The sequence below is a fragment of the Propionicimonas sp. genome (genome assembly GCF_049840635.1).
In the GTDB taxonomy this organism is placed as follows: domain Bacteria; phylum Actinomycetota; class Actinomycetes; order Propionibacteriales; family Propionibacteriaceae; genus Propionicimonas.
The window spans coordinates 2,416,149-2,435,121 of sequence record NZ_JASGKL010000005.1 but is presented as its reverse complement, the minus strand read 5'-3'; the positions used below and the strand labels follow the sequence as shown (position 1 = coordinate 2,435,121).

Below are 18,973 nucleotides of genomic sequence, written 5' to 3'. Positions count from 1 at the left end.
GACCGCGGGATCAGGCGTTGAACTTGTAGCCGAGGCCGCGGACGGTGACCAGCAGCACGGGGTTCGCCGGGTCCTCCTCGAGCTTGGCGCGGAGCCGCTTGACGTGGACGTCCAGGGTCTTGGTGTCGCCGACGTAGTCGGGCCCCCACACCCGGTCGATCAGCTGGCCCCGGGTGAGGACGCGGCCAGAGTTGCGCAGCAGCAACTCCAGCAGCTCGAACTCCTTCAGCGCCAGCTGCACGGAGCGGCCGCGGACGGTGGTCTCGTGGCGCTCCACGTCCATCCGGACGCCGCCCGCCTCGACCACGTCCTGGACGAGCTCGACGTCGGCGCCACGGCGCAGCACCGCGCGGATCCGGGCGACCAGCTCGCGGTGGCTGAACGGCTTGGTCACGTAGTCGTCCGCGCCCAGCTCCAGGCCGACGACCTTGTCGATCTCGGTGTCCCTGGCGGTGACCATGATGATCGGGACGCTGCCGCGGGCGCGGAGCTGGCGGCACACCTCGGTGCCGGACAGGCCGGGCATCATCAGGTCGAGCAGCACGATGTCGGCGCCCTGTCGGTCGTAGGCGGCCAGTCCGGACGCCCCGTCCGCGGCGAGGCCGACGTCGAAGCCCTCCTTCTGCAGGAGGAAACCGAGGGTCTCCCGGTAGGTCTCCTCGTCCTCGATGATCAGCACCCTGGTCACACGCGGGCTCCTTCCTGGCTCTCCGGCAACCGGAGGGTGAACGTCGATCCCTGCCCGAGCCGGCTCCACACCGCCACGTCGCCGCCGTGCGCCTGCGCGACGTGCTTGACGATGGACAGGCCCAGCCCCGTTCCCCCACTCGCGCGGCTGCGATCCGCGTCGACGCGGTAGAACCGCTCGAAGATGCGGGCCTGGTCGGTGCCGCTGATGCCGATCCCGTTGTCGGAGACGCGGATCTCCACCCTCCCGTCGGCCGTGCGGCTGCTGACCGCCACGCGCGCGCCGGGCTCGGAGTAGGCGACGGCGTTCTGGACGAGGTTGGTGACGGCGGTCTCGAGTTCGTCGGCGTCACCGACGACCTTCAGGCCGGGCTGGGTGCTCATCGAGAGCGTGATCCCGCCGGCCTCGGCGATGGCCCGACAGCGGGCGACGGACGCCTCCAGCACCTCGGTGACGTCGACGTCGCGGGCGGCCAGCATCGGGTTCTCGGCCTGGAGCCGGGACAGCGCGATGATCTGGGAGACCAGCTCGTTCAGCCGGCCGGTCTCCTTCGACAGCTTGCCGAGGAAGGTGTGCACGGCATCGGGGTCGTCCGCGGCCGCGTCCGCCGCCTCGGCGAGAAGCGTGATCGCGCCGATCGGGGTCTTCAGCTCGTGGGTGATGTTGGCGACGAAGTCGCGGCGGGTCTCACTGAACCGCAGGTCGGCGGACCGGTCCTCGCCCACGACGACCGTGGACCCGTTGCTGATCGGCACGACCTTCACGGCCAGCTGGACCGCCGGGCTCCCCGGACCCGGCGGCAGCCGCAGGTCGCGCTCGACCGCGCGTCCTTCGGCCCGGGACTCGGCGAGCATCTCGACGACCTCGGACGGACCGAGGCTGGATCCGCGGACGAGCCCGCAGGCCTTCGCGAAGGTCGAGGCGGCGAGGACGGTGTCACTGTCGGTGACGACCGCCACGGCCGCGCGCAGCGGCGCGACGATCTCGACGAGGTGCTGCCGGGAGACGATCTGGCTGGCGGCCTCGGCGTTGGCGCGCCGGATGCCCAGCCACACCGCGAGGGCACCGAGACCGGCGCCGAACACCAGACCCAGCAGGGCCAGGGCGTAGGGCGTCATGGCTGGGAGTCTAGACACAGGCGGGCGGCCGACTCGTCCGGTTCGGGTCCCCACGGGAGCGTTTGGCCGAAGGTTCACCGACTGTTCACCTCGTGTTGGGGACGCGTCCCGCTGGCGCGGCGGGGGCCCCTCTAGCCTGTGCGCGGGACAATGGCCCCGTCACCCACGAACGGTGCCGCCGACGGACACGGAAGAAGCAGGATGCGCGACAACTACCACGAGAGCCTGGAAAGTGTGGTCACCGACCTGGTGGCGATGAGCGAGGCGGTCCAGGTGGCCGTCCGCGACGCCACCAGAGCCCTGCTGGAGGCGGACCTCGCCACGGCGGAGCGGGTGATCGGCGACGATGCGTCGATCGACCGGCTGCACGACGAGCTCGAGGTGCGCTGTTTCTCGCTGCTCGCCCGGCAGGCCCCGGTCGCCGGCGAACTGCGGACGGTCGTCGCGGCGATGCGGATGGTCGCGGACCTGGCGCGGATGGGCGACCTCGCCGCACACGTCGCGAAGATCGCCCGGCTGCGCTACCCCGATCACGCGGTGCCGGACGGGCTCGTGCCGAACTTCGAGCTGATGGCACGCGTCGCAGGGGAGATGGTGCAGACGGCCGGCCGCTCCCTGCGGGAGCGCAACGCCCACGACGCGGGCAAGCTCGCCGACAGTGACGAGGAGATGGACGAGCTGCGCAAGAGCCAGTTCCGCCTCCTGCTCGGCAAGGACTGGGCCTACGGCGTCGAGGCGGCCGTGGACGTCGCCCTCCTGGGCCGCTACTACGAGCGGATCGCCGACCACGCCGTGCTGATGGCGTCCCGGGTGATCTACGTGATCACCGGCCTGCTCCCCGAGGGCGAGAACTGGCCGGTCGCCTGAGCCCGTTGGACGAAAGGGACGGTCCCCGCGAGCCGGCATGGCTCACGGGGACCGTCCCTTTCTGACCGTGGTCCTGGTGCTACTTCTTGCCCTGGTTCTTGACGGCCTCGATGGCCGCGGCCGCGGCGTCCGGGTCCAGGTAGCGTCCGCCGGCGGTGACCGGACGCAGGTCGTCGTCCAGCTCGTAGAGCAGCGGGATGCCGGTGGGGATGTTCAGCGCGGCGATCGCGTCGTCGCTGATCCCGTCGAGGTGCTTGACCAGCGCGCGCAGCGAGTTGCCGTGGGCGGCGACCAGGGTGACCTTGCCGTCGCGGAGGTCCGGCACGATCTGGTCGTACCAGTAGGGCAGCATGCGCACGACCACGTCCGCCAGGCACTCGGTGAGCGGACGCGCCTCGCTCGGCAGCGCGGCGTAGCGCGGGTCGGCGAACTGGGAGAACTCGTCGTCGGCGGCGATGGGCGGCGGCGGGGTGTCGTAGGAGCGGCGCCACAGCATGAACTGCTCCTCGCCGTACTGCTCGAGGGTCTGGGCCTTGTTCTTGCCCTGCAGCGCGCCGTAGTGGCGCTCGTTGAGGCGCCAGGAGCGCTTCACGGGGATCCAGTGGCGGTCGCAGCCGTCCAGCGCGAGGTAGGCGGTGTGGATGGCGCGGCGCAGCACGGAGGTGTGCACGACATCGGGCAGCAGGTCCTCGGCCTTCAGGAGCTCGGCGCCGCGCTTCGCCTCCCCGACGCCCTTCTCGTTGATGTCGACGTCCACCCACCCGGTGAACAGGTTCTTGGCGTTCCACTCGCTCTCGCCGTGGCGGAGCAGGATCAGCGTTGAAGTCATGGTCCGAGCCTATCGGGCCCCGGGGCGCGCGTCCCCGCCTGAACGGTGACGATGCTGCGGCGAACCCACTGGCAGAATCGTGAGCATGAGTTCACGGGGAATCGCCGTCGTCACCGGGGCCAGCAGCGGGATCGGCGCCGCCACGGCCCGCCAGCTCGCCGCCGAGGGTTTCGAGGTCATCTGCGCGGCGCGCAGGGCCGACCGCATCGCCGCGCTGGCGGAGGAGATCGGCGGCAGGGCGCTCGCGTGCGACGTCACGGCGGACGCCGACGTGGACGCGCTGGTCGCCGCGGTCGGTCCCGAGCTCGCCGTCCTGGTCAACAACGCCGGAGGCGCCTTCGGCCAGGAGCCGGTGGCCGCCGCCGACGAGGACGCCTGGCGGCGCATGTACGAGGTGAACGTGATCGGGACCGAGAAGGTCACCCGCGCCCTCCTGCCCGCCCTGGTCGCCGCCAGGGGCGCGATCGTGTTCGTCACGTCCGTCGCCGCGGACGGACCCTACGAGGGCGGCGCCGGGTACTGCGGGGCGAAGGCCGCGGAGCGGATGATCGCCGGCACCCTGCGCCTGGAGTTCTTCGACCAGCCGGTCCGGATCACCGAGATCTGCCCCGGGATGGTGGCGACCGAGGAGTTCTCGCTGACCCGCTTCGGCGGCGACCAGTCCCGCGCGGACGCCGTGTACGCGGACGTCCCCGGCCCGCTGTCGGCGGAGGACGTCGCCGAGGCGATCACCTGGATGGCCACCCGCCCCGCGCACGTGAACATCGACCGCCTGACGATCCGTCCGGTCGCGCAGCCCGCCCAGCACAAGGTCTTCCGCGGCAGCTACGCCTGAGCGGGACCCCCGGTCCGCGGCACGCTGGGAACCGTCCCCATCGTGCCGCAGTTGCCGGCGGAACGCTGGGGACGGTTCCTATCGTGCCGCAATTGCCGGTGGCAGGGCTCAGGACGGCGTGCGTCGGCGGGCGACCTCGATCACCGCGCTCTCGTTGGCGTCTCCGAGTCCGGACGCGATGAGCTCGTCGAGCCCGTCGAGCGCGACCCGTCCGAACGCCGCGCCGATACCGAGCTCGCCGGCGAACCGCAGCGCGTAGTCGGTGTCCTTGCGGCGCAGCCGGCCCGAGAACACCACGTGCTGCGCATGGTCGCCGGCGGCCATCCTCAGGGCGTTGCGGACGACCTGCGGGCTGGCGGCCTGGCCGGACGCCAGCGCGTCCACGACCTGATCGAGGTCGAGTCCTGCCCGCTCGGCCATCGCCAACCCCTCGGCCGCGCCGGCGATCTGGACCGCGCCCATCAGGTTCACGATCAGCTTGTACGCCGTCCCCGTCCCCACCGGTCCGAAGTGCAGGACCCGGTCGGACACCGCTTCGAAGAGCGGACGCGCGGCAGCCAGGTCGTCCGGATCCGCGCCCACGAGCAGCGTCAGCCGCCCTGCCGCGGCCGCGTCGGGCAGGCCGGTGACCGGGGCGTCGACGTAGCGCAGGCCGGCCGCGCCCGCGGCGGCGGACAGCTCGCCCACCCACTCGTGGGAGAGCGTCGAGCACTCGACGGCCAGGGCCCCGGCTGCCGGTCGGCCACTCAGGACGCCGTCCGCGCCGAGCCACACCGCGCGGGACGCGTCGTCGTCCCCGACCATCACGAACACGGCCTCGGCGTCGACGACGGCCTCCGCGGGCGTCGGCGCCACCCGCGCGCCGCGCTCAGCGAAGGGGACGCAGCGCGCCGACGTCCGGTTCCACACCACCAGGTCATGGCCCGCGTCGAGCAGTCGGGACGCCATGCCCGACCCCATCCGGCCGAGCCCGAGAAACGCGATCCGTGTCATGCCGGCGACCCTACCGGGGCGCTCGGATCGGCTTGGGCCCGGCGTCCGGGCGTCCTGCGCGATCACGGCGGCGTAGCGTGGGACCGTGCCGCTCCGCCCGCTCGTCCTCCCCGTGCTCGCGCTGGTCCTCGTGCTCGGCTGCGCGCCGGCGACCCCGGCCCCGGCGGACGGGGCGACGACCATCGCGCGCACCGCGAGCACGGTGGCAGAGCCGTCGCCCACCCCGACGGCGACGACCACCACGCCGACCGTCCGTGCGCTCCCCGAGGACACCGACGTCGACTACCAACTGGGTGGGGCCGCTGAGCCCGCGAGCAACGTGGGCATCGTCGACAGGGACCGCAACGCCGCGCCCGCGTCCGGTCTGTACAACATCTGCTACGTGAACGCCTTCCAGACGCAGCCGGACGAGAAGTCCTTCTGGAAGCAGCGCTCCTCCCTGGTGCTGCACCACAAGGGCAAGCGGGTCGTCGACAGTGCGTGGGGCGAGTGGCTGCTCGACGTCGGCACGGCGAAGAAGCGCGCCAAGCTGGCCGCCATCGTCGGGGGGTGGATCGAGGGCTGCGCGAGCAGCGGCTTCGACGCGGTGGAGTTCGACAACCTCGACTCCTACACCCGCAGCCGCCACGAGCTGGCGCGGTCGGACGCGATCGCGTTCGCCCGCCTCCTCGTCGCCACCGCGCACGCGTCCGGGTTGGCGGCCGGCCAGAAGAACCTCGCCGGGTACGACGGGACGCGGATCGGCTTCGACTTCGCCGTCGCCGAGGAGTGCGGACGCTGGCGCGAGTGCGGCTCCTACACCGACGACTACGGGCGCCAGGTGGTCGTCGTGGAGTACCGGGCGGTCGACTTCGCCTGGACCTGCCGGCACTACGGTGACCAGCTCGCCGTCGTCCTGCGCGACCGTGACCTCACCCCCGCCGGCGTCCACGAGTGGTGCTGACCGGTCCCTCCGGCACGAAGCGGCGATGTCATGCCGGGCCTGACCCGGCCTCCCACCACCACAAAGTGGACCCTCCTGCGGCGAACTCACGACAAACCGTCCACCTTGACCCGGACGGGACGACGAGATCCCGGGTCAAGCCCGGGATGACAAAGGCGGGGCGATGACGAGGGCCGGCGATGTCATGCCGGGCCGGCCCCCCAACCACCACAAAGTGGACCCTTCCGCGGCGAACTCACCACAAACCGTCCACCTTGACCCGGACGGGACAACAAGATCCCGGGTCAAGCCCGGGATGACAAGGGCGGGACGACAAAGGCGGGAAGGGGACGCGCCGACGGCCCGCCCCTGAGGGGACGGGCCGTCGCGTCGATCAGTCGGGGTCGCTCAGTCGAGCTCGATGAGCCCTTCGCCGGCCTGGACGGCCGTGCCCTTGTCGACCAGGACCTTGGCCACCGTGCCGGCCTTCGGCGCGGTGATCTCGGTCTCCATCTTCATGGCCTCGAGCACCAGCAGCACCTGCCCGGCCTCGATCTCCTGGCCCTCCTCCACGAGGACGCGCGCCACGGAACCCGCGAGCGGGGCCACGACGGCGTTCGCCGAGGTCGCCTGCACCGAGGCGGTGGACGGGGTGGCGATCGAGCCGCTCCCTCCGCCGATCACGATCGCGCCCAGCTGGGGAGCCTCCGGCTCCTCCACCTCCACGTCGATGTCGTACGGAACCCCGTTGACAGTCACTTTCAGTCTCATTGGTCTTCCTTCTCAGCGCGTGTACAGCGGGTGGTGGGTGTGCTGGGACCGCCGGGTGTTCGACGCCCAGTTGCGTCCCGTCGTGAAGTGCGGCTGGCGACGCCTCGCGCGATGGCCGAGGTAGGCGGCGACCGCAGCGGCGATCGCGACCATCGTGTCCTCGGGCACGTCGTTGGCATGCACCTCGAGACGCTTGATCTTCGTCTCGAGCCCCTCCACACGCTCGGTGAGCCCTCTGACGAGCTCGAGCAGTTCAGCCTCGTCCATGGCGATCACACCGGCCCGAGGCCGTGCTTCTTGGCCGGCCGCAGTTCGCGCTTGGTGGCCAGCAGCTCGAGCGCCATGGCCACCTTCCGACGGGTGTCGCCCGGGTCGATGATGTCGTCGACCAGGCCACGGGAGGCCGCCATGAACGGGGTGGAGAACGTGCTCCGGTACTCCTCCACGAGCTCCGCCCGCTTGGCCACCGGGTCGTCCGCCGCGCCGATCTCCTTGCGGAAGACGATCTCCGCCGCACCCTCGGCACCCATCACGGCGATCTCGGCGGTCGGCCAGGCGAACACCTTGTCCGCGCCGAGGTCCTTGCACGCCATCGCGATGTACGCGCCGCCGTAGGCCTTGCGCAGCACCACGGTGATCTTCGGGACGGTGGCCGCGGAGTACGCGTACAGCATCTTCGCGCCGTGGCGGATGATGCCGCCGTGCTCCTGGGCGACGCCGGGCATGTAGCCGGGGACGTCGACCAGCGTCACGATCGGGATGTTGAACGCGTTGCAGAACCGGACGAACTTGCTGCCCTTGTCCGAGGAGTTGATGTCCAGCACGCCGGCCATCGAGTTCGGCTGGTTCGCCACGATGCCGACGCTGCGTCCGTTGATGTGCGCGAACCCGACGACGATGTTCATCGCGTAGCCGGCCTGCACCTCAAGGAAGTCGCCGTGGTCGACGATCTTGGAGATCACGTCGCGGACGTCGTAGCCCTGCTTGCCGTCCACAGGGACGACGTCGTGCAGGGACGGGTCGTACTCGACGCTGTAGTCGCCCTCGACCATCGGGGGCTCTTCGGTGTTGTTCTGCGGCAGGAAGCTGAGCAGCTTCTTCGCGATCAGGATCGCCTGCTCGTCGTCGTCGGCCACGAAGTGGTTGTTGCCCGCGACCGCCATGTGCGTGTCCGCACCGCCGAGGCGGTCGGCGGTCACCTCCTCACCGGTGACCTGCTTGATCACGCTCGGCCCGGTGATGAACATGTGGGCCTTGCGGGTCTGGATGACGAAGTCGGTCAGCGCCGGGGAGTACGCCGCGCCGCCGGCGCACGGGCCGGCGATGATCGAGATCTGCGGCACGACACCGGAGAGCAGGACGTTGGCGTAGAACACCTGGCCGTAGCCGGACAGCGAGTCGATGCCCTCCTGGACGCGGGCCCCGCCGGAATCGTTGATGAAGACGAACGGGGTGCCGGTCTCCAGCGCCGCGTTCATCATCTCGACGACCTTCTTCGAGTGGGTCTCGCCCGCAGAGCCGCCCATGACCGTGAAGTCCTGGCTGGCGACGTGGACGGGCCGGCCCAGCACGGTCGCGGTGCCGGTCACGACACCGTCGGCCGGCATGACCGCGGTGTCCATACCGAAGGTCACTGTCCGGTTCTTCCGGAACAGGCCGATCTCCTGGAAGCTGTCGGGGTCGATCAGGGCGTCGATCCGCTCGCGGGCGGTCAGCTTGCCCCCGTCGCGCTGCTTCTGGAGCCGGGCCTCACCGCCGCCGAGGCGCGCGGTGGTGCGGGCCTCGAGCAGGTCGGCGACCCGCTTCTTCATGCTTACTGGCTTGTTGCTCATCTCGTCCCTACCCTCACGCCATCTCGACGGTGACGGTGCTCTCGCGCCCGCCGAGGGAGACCTTGTACTTGATCGGGCCGCGCACGGCGTTCGCCGCGCCGCTGGCGGCGTCCGCCTCGGCCTTCAGCTGCTCCTCGGTCTTGCCGACGTTCTTCGGGCCCTCGTCGCGGGTGCTGAAGAAGCCGGGTGCGACGCCGGGGAACATGGCGTAGGTGAGGACGTCCTCGTCGGTGCCGTCGAAGCCCTCGAGCTTGGCGGCGTCGCCGACCAGCTTGTCCCACTCGGGGGGCAGCAGGTCGGCCGGACGGACCGTGATCGGCTCCTTCTTGGCCTGCGCCTGGGCGATCGCGACGACCTCGGGGTTGCGCTCGCCGATGCACTCGCCGTAGTAGCCGAGCATCAGGTCGGCGAACTCGCCGGTCATCACCTTGTACTTGCCCATCAGGACGTTGAACACGGCCTGCGTGCCCACGATCTGGCTGGACGGCGTGACCAGCGGCGGGTGGCCCGCGTCCGCCTTGACCAGCGGGACCTCGGCCATCACCTCCTTGATCCGGTCGCCGGCGCCCTGGGCCTTCAGCTGGCTCTCCATGTTCGAGAGCATGCCGCCGGGGATCTGGCTGGAGAAGATGTCGGTGTCGACGAGGGTGGCCGACTCGAACTCCTTGTACTTCGGACGGACCTTCGCGAAGTGGTCGCGGATCCGGGTGAGCCGCTCCGGGTCGAGGTTGGTCGTGTACGGCGTCCCCTCGAGCATCGCGACGAGGGACTCGGTCGGGTTGTGGCCCGGGCCGAGGCTCATCGAGCTGATCGCGGTGTCGACGACGTCCGCGCCGGCCTCGATCGCCTTCATCAGCGTGACCAGCGTGACGCCGGTGGTGGAGTGGCAGTGGACGTTGACCTGGACGTCCTCGCCGTAGCTCTCCTTGATCCCGCGGATGATGTCGTAGGCGGGCTGGGGCTGCAGCAGCGCGGCCATGTCCTTCAGCGCCAGGGACTCGGCACCCATGTCGAGCAGCTGGCCGGCGAGGTGCACGAAGCCCTCGACCGTGTGCAGCGGGGAGATCGTGTAGCAGATCGTGCCCTGGGCGTGCTTGCCGGTCTTCTTCACCGCCTGCATCGCGTGGGCCATGTTCCGGGGGTCGTTCAGGGCGTCGAAGACGCGGAAGACGTCCATGCCGTTCTCCGCGGACTTCTCCACGAACCGCTCCACCACTTCGTCCTCGTAGTGGCGGTAGCCGAGCAGGTTCTGGCCGCGCAGCAGCATCTGGAGGCGGGAATTCGGCATCAGCCTGCGGAAGGTCCGCAGCCTCTCCCAGGGGTCCTCGTTGAGGAACCGGATACACGCGTCGTAAGTGGCGCCACCCCAGCACTCGACACTCCAGTAACCCGTCTGGTCGATGTCCTCGCACGCCTCGACCATGTCTTCGAGGGCCATGCGGGTCGCCATCAGGCTCTGGTGCGCGTCGCGGAGGGCGACCTCGGTCACACCAATGGTTCGCTGACTCATGGCACCATCCTCGCAGACCCTCTACTACACATCGTCGTAACCTGTGGATTCCGGACAGGCGTGAGACAAAAGGTCTGACCTATGAGAAATGGTGCTCCGCCGAGGCGGGGACGCGGCCTCGCCGCAGAGGTGTGGAGGCCCGGCGCGGACGCGTCCCGCCTGCCCTGCGGACTGCGTTGCAGCCGGCCCTACAGCCACCCCTGGCGGCGGAAGTTCCGGTACAGCAGCAGGCAGACGGCGACCATGCCGGCGATGACCACCGGGTAGCCCCACGGGCTGTGCAGTTCGGGCATGAACTCGAAGTTCATCCCGTAGATGCCGGCCACCATCGTGGGCACGGCGGCGATCGCCACCCAGGCCGAGATCTTGCGCATGTCCTCGTTCTCCGACACGGACAGCCGGGCGACGGCGGCCTGAAGGATCGACGACATCAGCTCGTCGTAGCTGCCGACCTGCTCGCGGACCTGCTCGAGGTGGTCGTGGACGTCGAGGAAGTACTGGCGCATCTCCCTGTCGTCCTGGGCCTCGGCCAGCCTGCGCACGGCGGCGTTCAGCGGGGCCACCGTCCGCTTCATCTCGATCAGGTCGCGCTTGAGCTGGTAGATCCGCTCGACCTGTGGGGTGCCGCGGACGGCGAAGACGTGGCTCTCGATCTCCTCGACGTCGTCGGACGCCTCGTCCGCGACCCGCAGGTAGTCGTCCACCGCGCTGTCCACGACCGCGTGCAGGACGGCGATCGGGCCGCGGACCAGGTGTTCGGGACGCGCCTCGAGGTGGCGGCGCACCGGCTGCAGCGCGCCGTAGCGGCCGTGCCGGACCGTGAGCGCGTACCACTCCCCCACCAGCACGGTCGCCGTCCCGGTCTCGACGATCTCGCCGCCCTCGCCCCTGGTGTCGGTGTCGACGTAGCCGAGCGTGCGCAGGGAGAGGAACAGCGTGCCGTCGTCGTAGCGCTCCAGCTTGGGCCGCTGCCGGGAGTTGCCCGCGTCCTCCAGGGCCAGCGGGTGCAGCCCGAACACGTCGCGCAGCGCGTCCAGCTGGGCGGCGGACGGCTCGAACAGGCCCAGCCAGACGAAGCCGGACCCGGCGGCTGCGCGGGCGCAGGCGGTCGGGAAGTCGATGTCGGCCTGGCGCTCGCCCTCCACGTAGTGCGCCCAGTCGATGGCCGCGGCCAGCGGGTCGGCGGACGGCCGGGGAGCGACGACGGGCGCGGTGGCCGGCGACCACGGGACGCGACGCAGCGGGACGGAGCGAAAGGTCGCCGGAAGGTTCAGGCGGCCGGGCAGGGACAGGTTCATGACGGCTCCTCGGGACGGAGCCGCGGCAGGACGCGCCGGGCCGGGTCAGCTCGGGCAGACGCCGCGGGAAGTGGACGGGACGGGTTGGTGGGGACTACCGGGTGACATCGGCTCCACCTCCTCCGTCCAGCCGCTCCCGCGGCGCTTCGCACTTCCGCCGCAAAGGATAGCCCCGCCGGGTGGCCGCAGGGTGAACCGCGGGTGACCGGTCCGTTCCGGGCGGGCGCGTCCGGCCCGTCGATCGAACGAGGCTCAGGCGTCCTTGTCCCGGTGCCGGATCTTGGGCATCCGCTTGGCCATCTCCGACTCGAAGAGGCGGGTGACGGCGGCGGTGTCGAGCTTGCCGTCCAGCACGGGAAGGGTCTTGTTGAAGGCGCGCTGGCAGACCACCAGCCACGCCTGCCCCATCGCGAGGGTGAGCGAGGACGCGACGGACGCGTTGATCACCCCGCCCACCACGCTGCCGGCACCCGGCACGAACTTCAGCAGGCCGGCGGCGGCCGCCCGTCCGGCCGACGTGGCGACCGAGGTGGACGCGATCGCGAGCAACGCCGACTTGTCCAGCCCGAGCCCGTGCAGCTGCGCGATCCGGGCCATCATCGACAACTGGATCGGGACGAGCATCGCCGCAGAGGAGAACGGGATCGGCACCGCGGCGGCCGCGGCCGCCGCCGTCACCGCGGCGGCGACGGCCTTGTTCGACTGGCTCGCCTTGAGTTGAAGATCGACTTCCTGGGCGGCGACGAGGGCGGCCTGGACCGCCTCCGGAGCGACGCGAAAGGTGGCGCCGAGCACCTCCACCAAGCCGTAGGGCGGCTGACCGGTGAACTGGTCCCTCATCGCGTAGGTCATGAACGGGTGCCCGTCCACGATGGGCAGGTCGCGGGCGGAGAGCTGGCGGGCCAGCTCGACCGCGTCGGGGTGGTACTGGCCCTCCCGCATCGGCACCTGGGTGAGCACCAGCACGACCGGGAGGCCGAGGGCGGCGAGCGTGCGGACGAAACGTTCCTCGAAGTCCTCGAACCGTCGGTCCATGCCGCGCACGCAGTACCAGGCGACGTGGATCTGCTCCTCGATGGGCTTGCCGCGGCTCTCCTTCACCGCCTTGGTGAGCTCCTTGATGATCTGGTCGTCGTCGCGTCCGAGCTCGAGCCCGCGGGTGTCGATCACGCCGAGCGAGCCGCGCTTGTCGAGGTAGAGGTGGGAGCCGTTCGTCACCGGCGCGCCGATGCCGGTCGCTGCGACGGGCTCGCCGAAGATGGCGTTCACGAGGGTCGACTTGCCGACCCCCGTCTTGCCGAACACGGCGATGTTGACCCGGCCGAGCTCCGCCTCCTGTTTGGCGTACTCGGCGCGGAAGCTCTCGGTGAACCACTGCGTCACGCGCCCAGCCTACGGAAGCCGGACCCGATCACCATGGGTCCTCCCCCTGAGCCGACCCCGGGGTCGACCCCCGCAAACGCTCCCGAAACTCGCAGAAGCTCCCGAAATTTCGGGAGCGTTTGCGCGTTCCGGGAGCGTTTGTAGGCGACCGGCGGCGTCGTAGGGTGGTCGGGTGATCCGGTCTGGGGACGGCACGGACGTGGTCGTGGTGGCCGAGGGCTCCGGCCCGGCGATCCTGGTCGTGCACGGCGGGATGAGCGACGAGTCGCCGTGGGCGAAGGTCGCTGCCGAGCTGGCCCCGTGCCACCGCGTCGTGCGGATCCGGCGGCGGCTGTACCGTCCCGAGCTGCCCGCGGACCCCGCCACCGACTACGCGCGCGAGGTGGACGACCTCGCCGCGGTCGTGGCGACCCTTGACCGGCCGGTGGTCCTGGTCGGGCACTCCTCCGGTGCGGTGGTCGCGCTGGAGGCCCTCCTCGCCCTGCCGGAGGCCTTCGCCGGCGCCGTTCTCTACGAGCCGCCGATCCCGGACCTGCCGCTCGGCCGTCCCGACTCGCTGAGCCGGGCGCGCGCGGCGCAGGCCGCGGGCCACCTCGGCCGGGCGATCCGGCTGTTCCTCCGCGAGGTTGTCCGGGTGGGCGCCCCGCTGGCCGCGCTGGTCGGCCTCGCGGCGGGCCGGTCCCCCGAGCTGCGCACCTTTGGAGCCCGCCAGCTCGACGACTGGGACGCGCTCGTCCGGCTCGGCCCCAGGCTGGACGCCTGGGCGGCCATCGGGACGCCGACCCTCCTGCTCACCGGCGACCGGAGCCCCGCCCACCTCGGCGAGCGCGTCCGCCTGGTCGCCGCGGCCCTGCCCCGCGCGCGGGTCGAGGTGCTCCACGGCCAGGGCCACAGCGCCAACGCCCAGGCGCCAGCGGCGGTCGCCCGGCTGATCGAGGCCTTCGCCGCGTCCATCCGCGCCGACTGACCCGAGGCTTCAGCCGGCGGCGACCTCGGGCTCCACGCGGGTCGGCTCGGCGTCCAGCGGGACGGTGCGGACCGGCAGGCCGGTGAGGACGGCGACGATCGCGTCCAGCGTGACCTGCATGAAGTTGCGTCCGTCGGGCGCGATCGCGTTCTGGTCGAAGTAGTGGTTCTTGACGTTGTGCTGCATCGGGCCGATGTCGATGATGTCGATCCGGCCGTCCTCCATCGCGTTCGACCAGGGCGAGAACACCGCGTGCGGCCAGCGGCCGGCGAACATGATCCCGCCGAGCTTCTCGAACGGGTCCTTGCTGCCGCGCAGGTGCCACAGCCGCTTCACCCGGTCCAGTCCGTAGTCGTCGCTCATCATTCCGCCGATGGAGACGACCTGGATCGGCACCTTCATGCCGAGGTACCACGCCGCGCCGATCGCGATCTGCGCCCCGCCGCTCCAGCCGACCAGGGTCACCGTCTTGTTGCTGTCGAACTGGTACCCGTGCTTCCGCAGGGCGCGCGCCACCTCCCGCGCCGTGCCGATGTTGTAGGCCGGCCCGTAGCGGCGATCGGCGCACACGAACAGCTGCATCGCGTTGCGTCCGTTGACCAGCATCCCCGCGAGCGACTCGGGGTTCTTCAGGCGCAGCTTCTCCACCCACCGCCACAGCGCGGCCGTCGGGCGCTGGCCGGTCAGGCCCCGGTTGGTCACCGAGTACGGGAACACGTCGTGGATCACGCAGGTGCCGGGCAGCCGCTTCGAGAGGCCCTCGATCAGCGGCAGTTCCTCGGGCGGGACGGACTTGCCGTCGATCGCGCCGATCCCGGAGAGGTAGACCAGGTAGTGGTCGTACGGCACCGGGGCGTCGTTGCCGTCGTCGGGCGTCGTGAGTTCCTCGATGGTCTCCGCTGCCTCGTCCGCGCCACGGGCGGACCACCAGCCCAGCGACTCCAGCGGCGCGACGGTGAGCGCGAGCAGGACGAGGACGCCGATCCCGGCGAGCAGCCCGACGATCACCGTCCCACCTCCTCGAGGTCCTCGACCTGGTGGCCGAGCGGCATGAACGGGTGCCCGGCGAGCAGGTCGCGTCCGGTCATCATGAACGGCTTGCCGGTGACGACCTTCCAGATCCGGTTCCCGATCCAGGCGACCGGACGGGCGAACAGCCACGACAGCAGCTGCATGACCAGCCACGAGCCGACGGCGATCACCAGCGCGAGGAAGCCGTTGGTCCGGAACATCACGGCGACGATCACCCACAGCGCGACGACGCCCCACGCCTGCAGGAACCGCGCGATGGCGGGGCCGAAGTAGGGGATCAGCGCGAACACGCCGAAGACGAGCGGGGCGGTGGAGAGCATCACGCCGCGCAGCACCCAGCCGAAGCCGGGCCCGCCACCCACGACGATCATCCCGAGCAGGTAGACGAACACCGCTTGGAGCGCGTACAGGCCGACGACCGCGACCCCGTTGAGCAGCAGGCTGAACGCGAACCGCCAGCCGCGGACGCGGTTGAAGAACAGCACCATGCTGTCGCCGAGCAGGGTCGAGACGCCGGCGACCACCGCCACGGTGATCGCGACCTCGTAGCTGCGGGGGTACACGACGAACCACTCCGCCGTGGACGTGTCGAGGCCCAGCACGCCGCCGATCGCGCGGAGGACGGCCTCGAGGAAGCCGGGATCGCTCACCGTCACCTCCCTCCGCCGGCACGGTGCCGGCCGACGCACGAAGGCTAGCAGCGCCCTCGGCGCGAACACGGGTGGCACGACCCCGCGCGGGACGCCGGCCGCGTCCGCCCGCCCGCATGCTGGCCGGGGGTTCTCGCAGCGGGGACGTTGGCATAGGTTGACCGGGTTTCCCGTGGGCGCAGCGACGCGACCACTTCGACGGAGAAGGAACCCCCGATGAGCCTCCTGCGCACCAAGTCGATCGAGCAGTCGATCGCCGACACCGACGAGCCCGAGTACCAGCTGAAGAAGTCGCTGTCCGCGCTCGACCTGACCGTGTTCGGCGTTGGCGTCGTGATCGGCGCCGGCATCTTCACCCTGACCGGCCGCGCCGCGCACAACGTGGCCGGCCCGGCGATCGTGGTGAGCTTCATCATCGCCGCGATCTGCTGCGCGCTCGCCGCCATGTGCTACGCCGAGTTCGCGTCCACCGTCCCGGTCTCCGGCTCGGCGTACACGTTCTCCTACGCGTCCCTCGGCGAGATCTTCGCCTGGATCATCGGCTGGGACCTGATCCTGGAGATGTTCCTCGGCGCGTCCGTCGTGGCCCAGGGATGGAGCGCGTACCTCGGCGCCTTCCTCGGGAAACTCGGCATCACGATGCCCGCCGCGATCAGCTACGGCGGCGTGGTGGACGTGCCCGCGATCGTGCTCGTGCTGGTGCTGGGCGTCCTGGTCACGCTCGGCATCAAGGAGTCCCTGCGGGTGAACCTCGTGCTCGTGGGGCTGAAGCTGTTCATCGTCCTGTTCGTGATCTTCGCCGGCATCGGCTTCATCAACCCGGCCAACTACACCCCGTTCGTGCCGCCGGCCCAGGCGACCGAGACCACGTCGGGCTGGACGCAGCCGCTGATCCAGTTCTTCACCGGCGCGGCACCGTCCACCTTCGGCGTGGGCGGGATCCTGGCGGGCGCGGCGCTGGTGTTCTTCGCCTACATCGGCTTCGACGTCGTGGCGACCACCGCGGAGGAGACCAAGAACCCGCAGCGCGACCTGCCGATCGGCATCATCGCCTCGCTGGCGATCTGCACCGTCCTGTACTGCGCGGTGGCGCTGGTCGTGACCGGCATGGTGCCCTACGACAAGCTCGACCCGAGCGCGGCCCTGGCGAACGCGTTCGGCTACCACGGGCAGGCGTGGATGGCGACGCTGATCTCCGCCGGCGCCGTCGCCGGCCTGACGACCGTCGTGCTCACCCTGATGGTCGGCGCCACCCGCCTGATCTTCGCGATGTGCCGCGACGCGCTGCTGCCGATGGGGCTGGCCAAGGTGCACAAGACCTACCGGACGCCGTGGCTGATCACCCTGATCGTGACGATCGTCGTCGCGATCGTCGCCGGCCTCACCCCGGTCGGCGTGCTGGAGGAGATGGTCAACATCGGGACGCTGTCGGCGTTCGTGCTGGTCTCCATCGGCGTCGTGGTGCTGCGGAAGAAGCGTCCGGACCTGAAGCGCGCGTTCACCGTCCCGTTCTCGCCGGTGGTGCCGATCATCTCCGCGCTGATCTGCGCGTACCTGATGCTGAACCTCTCGGTGGAGACCTGGCTGCGGTTCGTGATCTGGCTGGCGATCGGCTTCGTCATCTACTTCGCGTACTCCCGCTCGCACGCGCGGCTGGAGACCGGCGTCGGCATCCGCCCGGACATGCAGCAGGCCATGGACACCGGGCATGCTCCGAAGAGCCCGACCGAACCGGGGCCGACCGAACCGCGCTGAGCCCGGCTCAGCCAGGGAGCACCTGCCCGTACCGCTCGCCGGCGACCGCCGGATTCATCAGCCCTGAGCTGCGCGGGCCGGCGTCGAAGGAGTACCGCGAGAACACCACCCAACCCGCGTCGGTGACCTCGCCGCGGTCCTCACCGGGAACCCCGACCAGCAGGCTGGTCGAGCCGTCCTCCTCCATGATGTAGTCGTCGCCCACGGTGCCGAGCGCGGCTCCCAGCGCGTCGCCCGCCTCGGCGTGGCCGGGCAGGCCCTTCCCCGACGACAGCGCGGCGTTGGGCAGCCGGGACCCGCCCAGGCCGATGCGGGTGACGGTGCCCGCGTCGGCGACGCGTCCGACGTCCTCGCCGGGGGCGCCGATCCAGAGGTTCCAGCCGCTCTCGCCCGACTCGAGGTCGCCGACGGCGACGGCGGCCCCGAAGTGGTCACCGGACTCGTCGACGCCGGGCACGCCCTTCGTGTCCTGGCGGTACGACTTCAGCGCCCGGAACGACCCGGCCGCCGTCGCGTCCGTCTGTCTGAACAGCACCACGGTGCCGGTGTCCCGCTTCCTGCCGATGTCCTCGCCGGGAACGCCCACCGCCACGTACCACGTCCCGGCCACGTCGGCCCCGAACCGGTCGCCCGCCTCGGCCTTCCCCGGCACGGACGGGCTGTCCTGCGTCCACAGCTGCGCGACGACACCTGCCAGGGTCACCGAAGCGATCCGGAGTCGGACCACGGCGCCGGCGTCCGTGGCCGCGCCCACGTCCTTGTCCGGGACGCCGGCCAGGTTGCCGGAGAGCACCGATCCGAACCGGTCGTCCGCGCCCGGCGTGATCCCCACTACACCCTGGCTGACCCGCAGGGGCGTGCCGAGCGCGGCGAGCCCGCCGGAGACGTCGACCAGGTAGACCGCTCCGGCGTCGGCGGCCGGACCGTCGTCATAGCCCGGACCGCCGACGGCGAGGTACTCCGTCCCGTCCCCGGCCCAGCCCTGGGTGATCGCCTGGCCGAGGCGTGCGCCCTGGTCGGGCGACTCGATCGTCGTCGCGGCGTGGAGGGCGCCCTCCGGACTGCCCTTCGCGATGTAGACGCGTCCCGCGCCGCTGCCCGCGCCGGGCGCTCCGACGACGAGTTCGCTGCAGCCGTCCTGGTCGAGGTCGAGCGCGAGCACCGACTGGCCGAACCCGTCGCCGGGGTCACTCGCGGGGAAGCCCAGTGACGCCGCCGTCACCCGCGTCGGCGCGCCGGCCCTGTCGAAAAAGACGTCGACCGCTCCCGCGCCCGCGTCGGCGCCGGGGATCCCCACCAGGAGTTCGGGTTGGCCGTCGGCGTTGATGTCGCCCCAGGCCGGGTACTCGCAGTCCTCCGCGGCGGCCGAAGCCGGCGCAGCGGGCAGGCTCCCCGCCGTCAGCAGCACGGCCGCGAGGGTGATCAGCCTTCGTGTGATCGTCCGCATCGTCCCTCCTCTCCCCCGACGCTGCACTGCCCATCCTCGTCCGGCGGCACCGCCAAGGGAAGGGCGCCGGGCTACG

Annotated in this window: 18 protein-coding genes; 5 read left to right on the top strand and 13 right to left on the bottom strand. The window is 71.0% G+C overall.

All coding sequences use genetic code 11. The features are described 5' to 3' along the window. Positions 1-10: 10 nt before the first annotated feature. Together QM779_RS16850 and QM779_RS16845 are read right to left on the bottom strand one after the other, a co-directional pair. A complete protein-coding gene (locus QM779_RS16850; RefSeq protein WP_428537673.1) occupies positions 11-688 on the bottom strand; it encodes a response regulator in 678 nt (225 codons plus the stop codon). Next, positions 685-1,806, bottom strand: a complete 1,122-nt coding sequence (locus tag QM779_RS16845; protein WP_428537670.1) for a sensor histidine kinase — start codon at positions 1,804-1,806, stop codon at positions 685-687. Before QM779_RS16845 ends, QM779_RS16850 begins: the two co-directional genes overlap by 4 nt. 201 nt (positions 1,807-2,007) lie before the next feature. Here QM779_RS16845 and phoU point away from each other — a divergent pair, with 201 nt between their 5' ends. Beyond that, positions 2,008-2,673, top strand: a complete 666-nt coding sequence (gene phoU / locus QM779_RS16840) for a phosphate signaling complex protein PhoU (protein ID WP_428537667.1) — start codon at positions 2,008-2,010, stop codon at positions 2,671-2,673. A gap of 79 nt (positions 2,674-2,752) precedes the next feature. Here the strand turns inward: phoU and QM779_RS16835 are convergent, their stop codons facing one another. Further along, a complete protein-coding gene (locus tag QM779_RS16835) occupies positions 2,753-3,502 on the bottom strand; it encodes a phosphoglyceromutase (protein WP_428537664.1) in 750 nt (249 codons plus the stop codon). 85 nt (positions 3,503-3,587) lie between these two features. Here QM779_RS16835 and QM779_RS16830 point away from each other — a divergent pair, with 85 nt between their 5' ends. After that, positions 3,588-4,337, top strand: a complete 750-nt coding sequence (locus QM779_RS16830) for an SDR family oxidoreductase (RefSeq protein ID WP_428537661.1) — start codon at positions 3,588-3,590, stop codon at positions 4,335-4,337. 108 nt (positions 4,338-4,445) lie between these two features. On the opposite strand, the gene QM779_RS16825 is transcribed toward QM779_RS16830, so the two are convergent. Beyond that, positions 4,446-5,330, bottom strand: a complete 885-nt coding sequence (locus tag QM779_RS16825; protein ID WP_428537658.1) for an NAD(P)-dependent oxidoreductase — start codon at positions 5,328-5,330, stop codon at positions 4,446-4,448. Between the two features lie 85 nt (positions 5,331-5,415). Between QM779_RS16825 and QM779_RS16820 the strand changes: the two genes are divergently transcribed. After that, a complete protein-coding gene (locus QM779_RS16820) occupies positions 5,416-6,273 on the top strand; it encodes an endo alpha-1,4 polygalactosaminidase (RefSeq protein WP_428537655.1) in 858 nt (285 codons plus the stop codon). Between the two features lie 387 nt (positions 6,274-6,660). On the opposite strand, the gene QM779_RS16815 is transcribed toward QM779_RS16820, so the two are convergent. From QM779_RS16815 to QM779_RS16790, 6 genes are all read right to left on the bottom strand, one after another. Beyond that, a complete protein-coding gene (locus QM779_RS16815) occupies positions 6,661-7,023 on the bottom strand; it encodes a biotin/lipoyl-containing protein (protein WP_428537652.1) in 363 nt (120 codons plus the stop codon). 12 nt (positions 7,024-7,035) lie between these two features. Then, entirely contained in the window at positions 7,036-7,290 is a 255-nt protein-coding gene (locus QM779_RS16810) for a hypothetical protein (RefSeq protein WP_428537649.1), read from the bottom strand. 5 nt (positions 7,291-7,295) lie between these two features. Further along, the gene (locus QM779_RS16805; protein ID WP_428538486.1) at positions 7,296-8,834 is read right to left on the bottom strand and encodes an acyl-CoA carboxylase subunit beta; all 1,539 of its coding nucleotides are present in this window, start codon (positions 8,832-8,834) and stop codon (positions 7,296-7,298) included. 34 nt (positions 8,835-8,868) lie between these two features. Next, on the bottom strand, positions 8,869-10,365 hold the full coding sequence (locus QM779_RS16800) for a methylmalonyl-CoA carboxytransferase subunit 5S (RefSeq protein ID WP_428537646.1): 1,497 nt from the start codon (positions 10,363-10,365) through the stop codon (positions 8,869-8,871). A 188-nt stretch (positions 10,366-10,553) separates the two neighbouring features. Beyond that, entirely contained in the window at positions 10,554-11,663 is a 1,110-nt protein-coding gene (gene corA, locus QM779_RS16795) for a magnesium/cobalt transporter CorA (protein WP_428537643.1), read from the bottom strand. A gap of 252 nt (positions 11,664-11,915) precedes the next feature. Continuing rightward, a complete protein-coding gene (locus tag QM779_RS16790; RefSeq protein ID WP_428537640.1) occupies positions 11,916-13,046 on the bottom strand; it encodes a GTPase family protein in 1,131 nt (376 codons plus the stop codon). 172 nt (positions 13,047-13,218) lie between these two features. Here QM779_RS16790 and QM779_RS16785 point away from each other — a divergent pair, with 172 nt between their 5' ends. Next, positions 13,219-14,013 carry an alpha/beta fold hydrolase gene (locus QM779_RS16785; RefSeq protein ID WP_428537637.1) on the top strand — a complete coding sequence of 265 codons (795 nt, stop codon included), beginning with the start codon at positions 13,219-13,221 and terminating at the stop codon, positions 14,011-14,013. Between the two features lie 9 nt (positions 14,014-14,022). Here the strand turns inward: QM779_RS16785 and QM779_RS16780 are convergent, their stop codons facing one another. Both QM779_RS16780 and QM779_RS16775 read right to left on the bottom strand, forming a co-directional pair. Next, on the bottom strand, positions 14,023-15,021 hold the full coding sequence (locus QM779_RS16780; protein WP_428537634.1) for a hypothetical protein: 999 nt from the start codon (positions 15,019-15,021) through the stop codon (positions 14,023-14,025). After that, complete coding sequence (locus QM779_RS16775; protein ID WP_428537631.1) at positions 15,018-15,695, bottom strand: hypothetical protein; 678 nt, start codon at positions 15,693-15,695, stop codon at positions 15,018-15,020. The genes QM779_RS16780 and QM779_RS16775 overlap by 4 nt, the downstream gene beginning before the upstream one ends. A 216-nt stretch (positions 15,696-15,911) precedes the next feature. On the opposite strand from QM779_RS16775, the gene QM779_RS16770 reads away from it, so the two are divergent. After that, entirely contained in the window at positions 15,912-17,450 is a 1,539-nt protein-coding gene (locus tag QM779_RS16770; protein ID WP_428537628.1) for an amino acid permease, read from the top strand. Between the two features lie 7 nt (positions 17,451-17,457). Here the strand turns inward: QM779_RS16770 and QM779_RS16765 are convergent, their stop codons facing one another. Beyond that, on the bottom strand, positions 17,458-18,897 hold the full coding sequence (locus QM779_RS16765; RefSeq protein WP_428537625.1) for a hypothetical protein: 1,440 nt from the start codon (positions 18,895-18,897) through the stop codon (positions 17,458-17,460). Between the last annotated feature and the right edge of the window lie 76 nt (positions 18,898-18,973).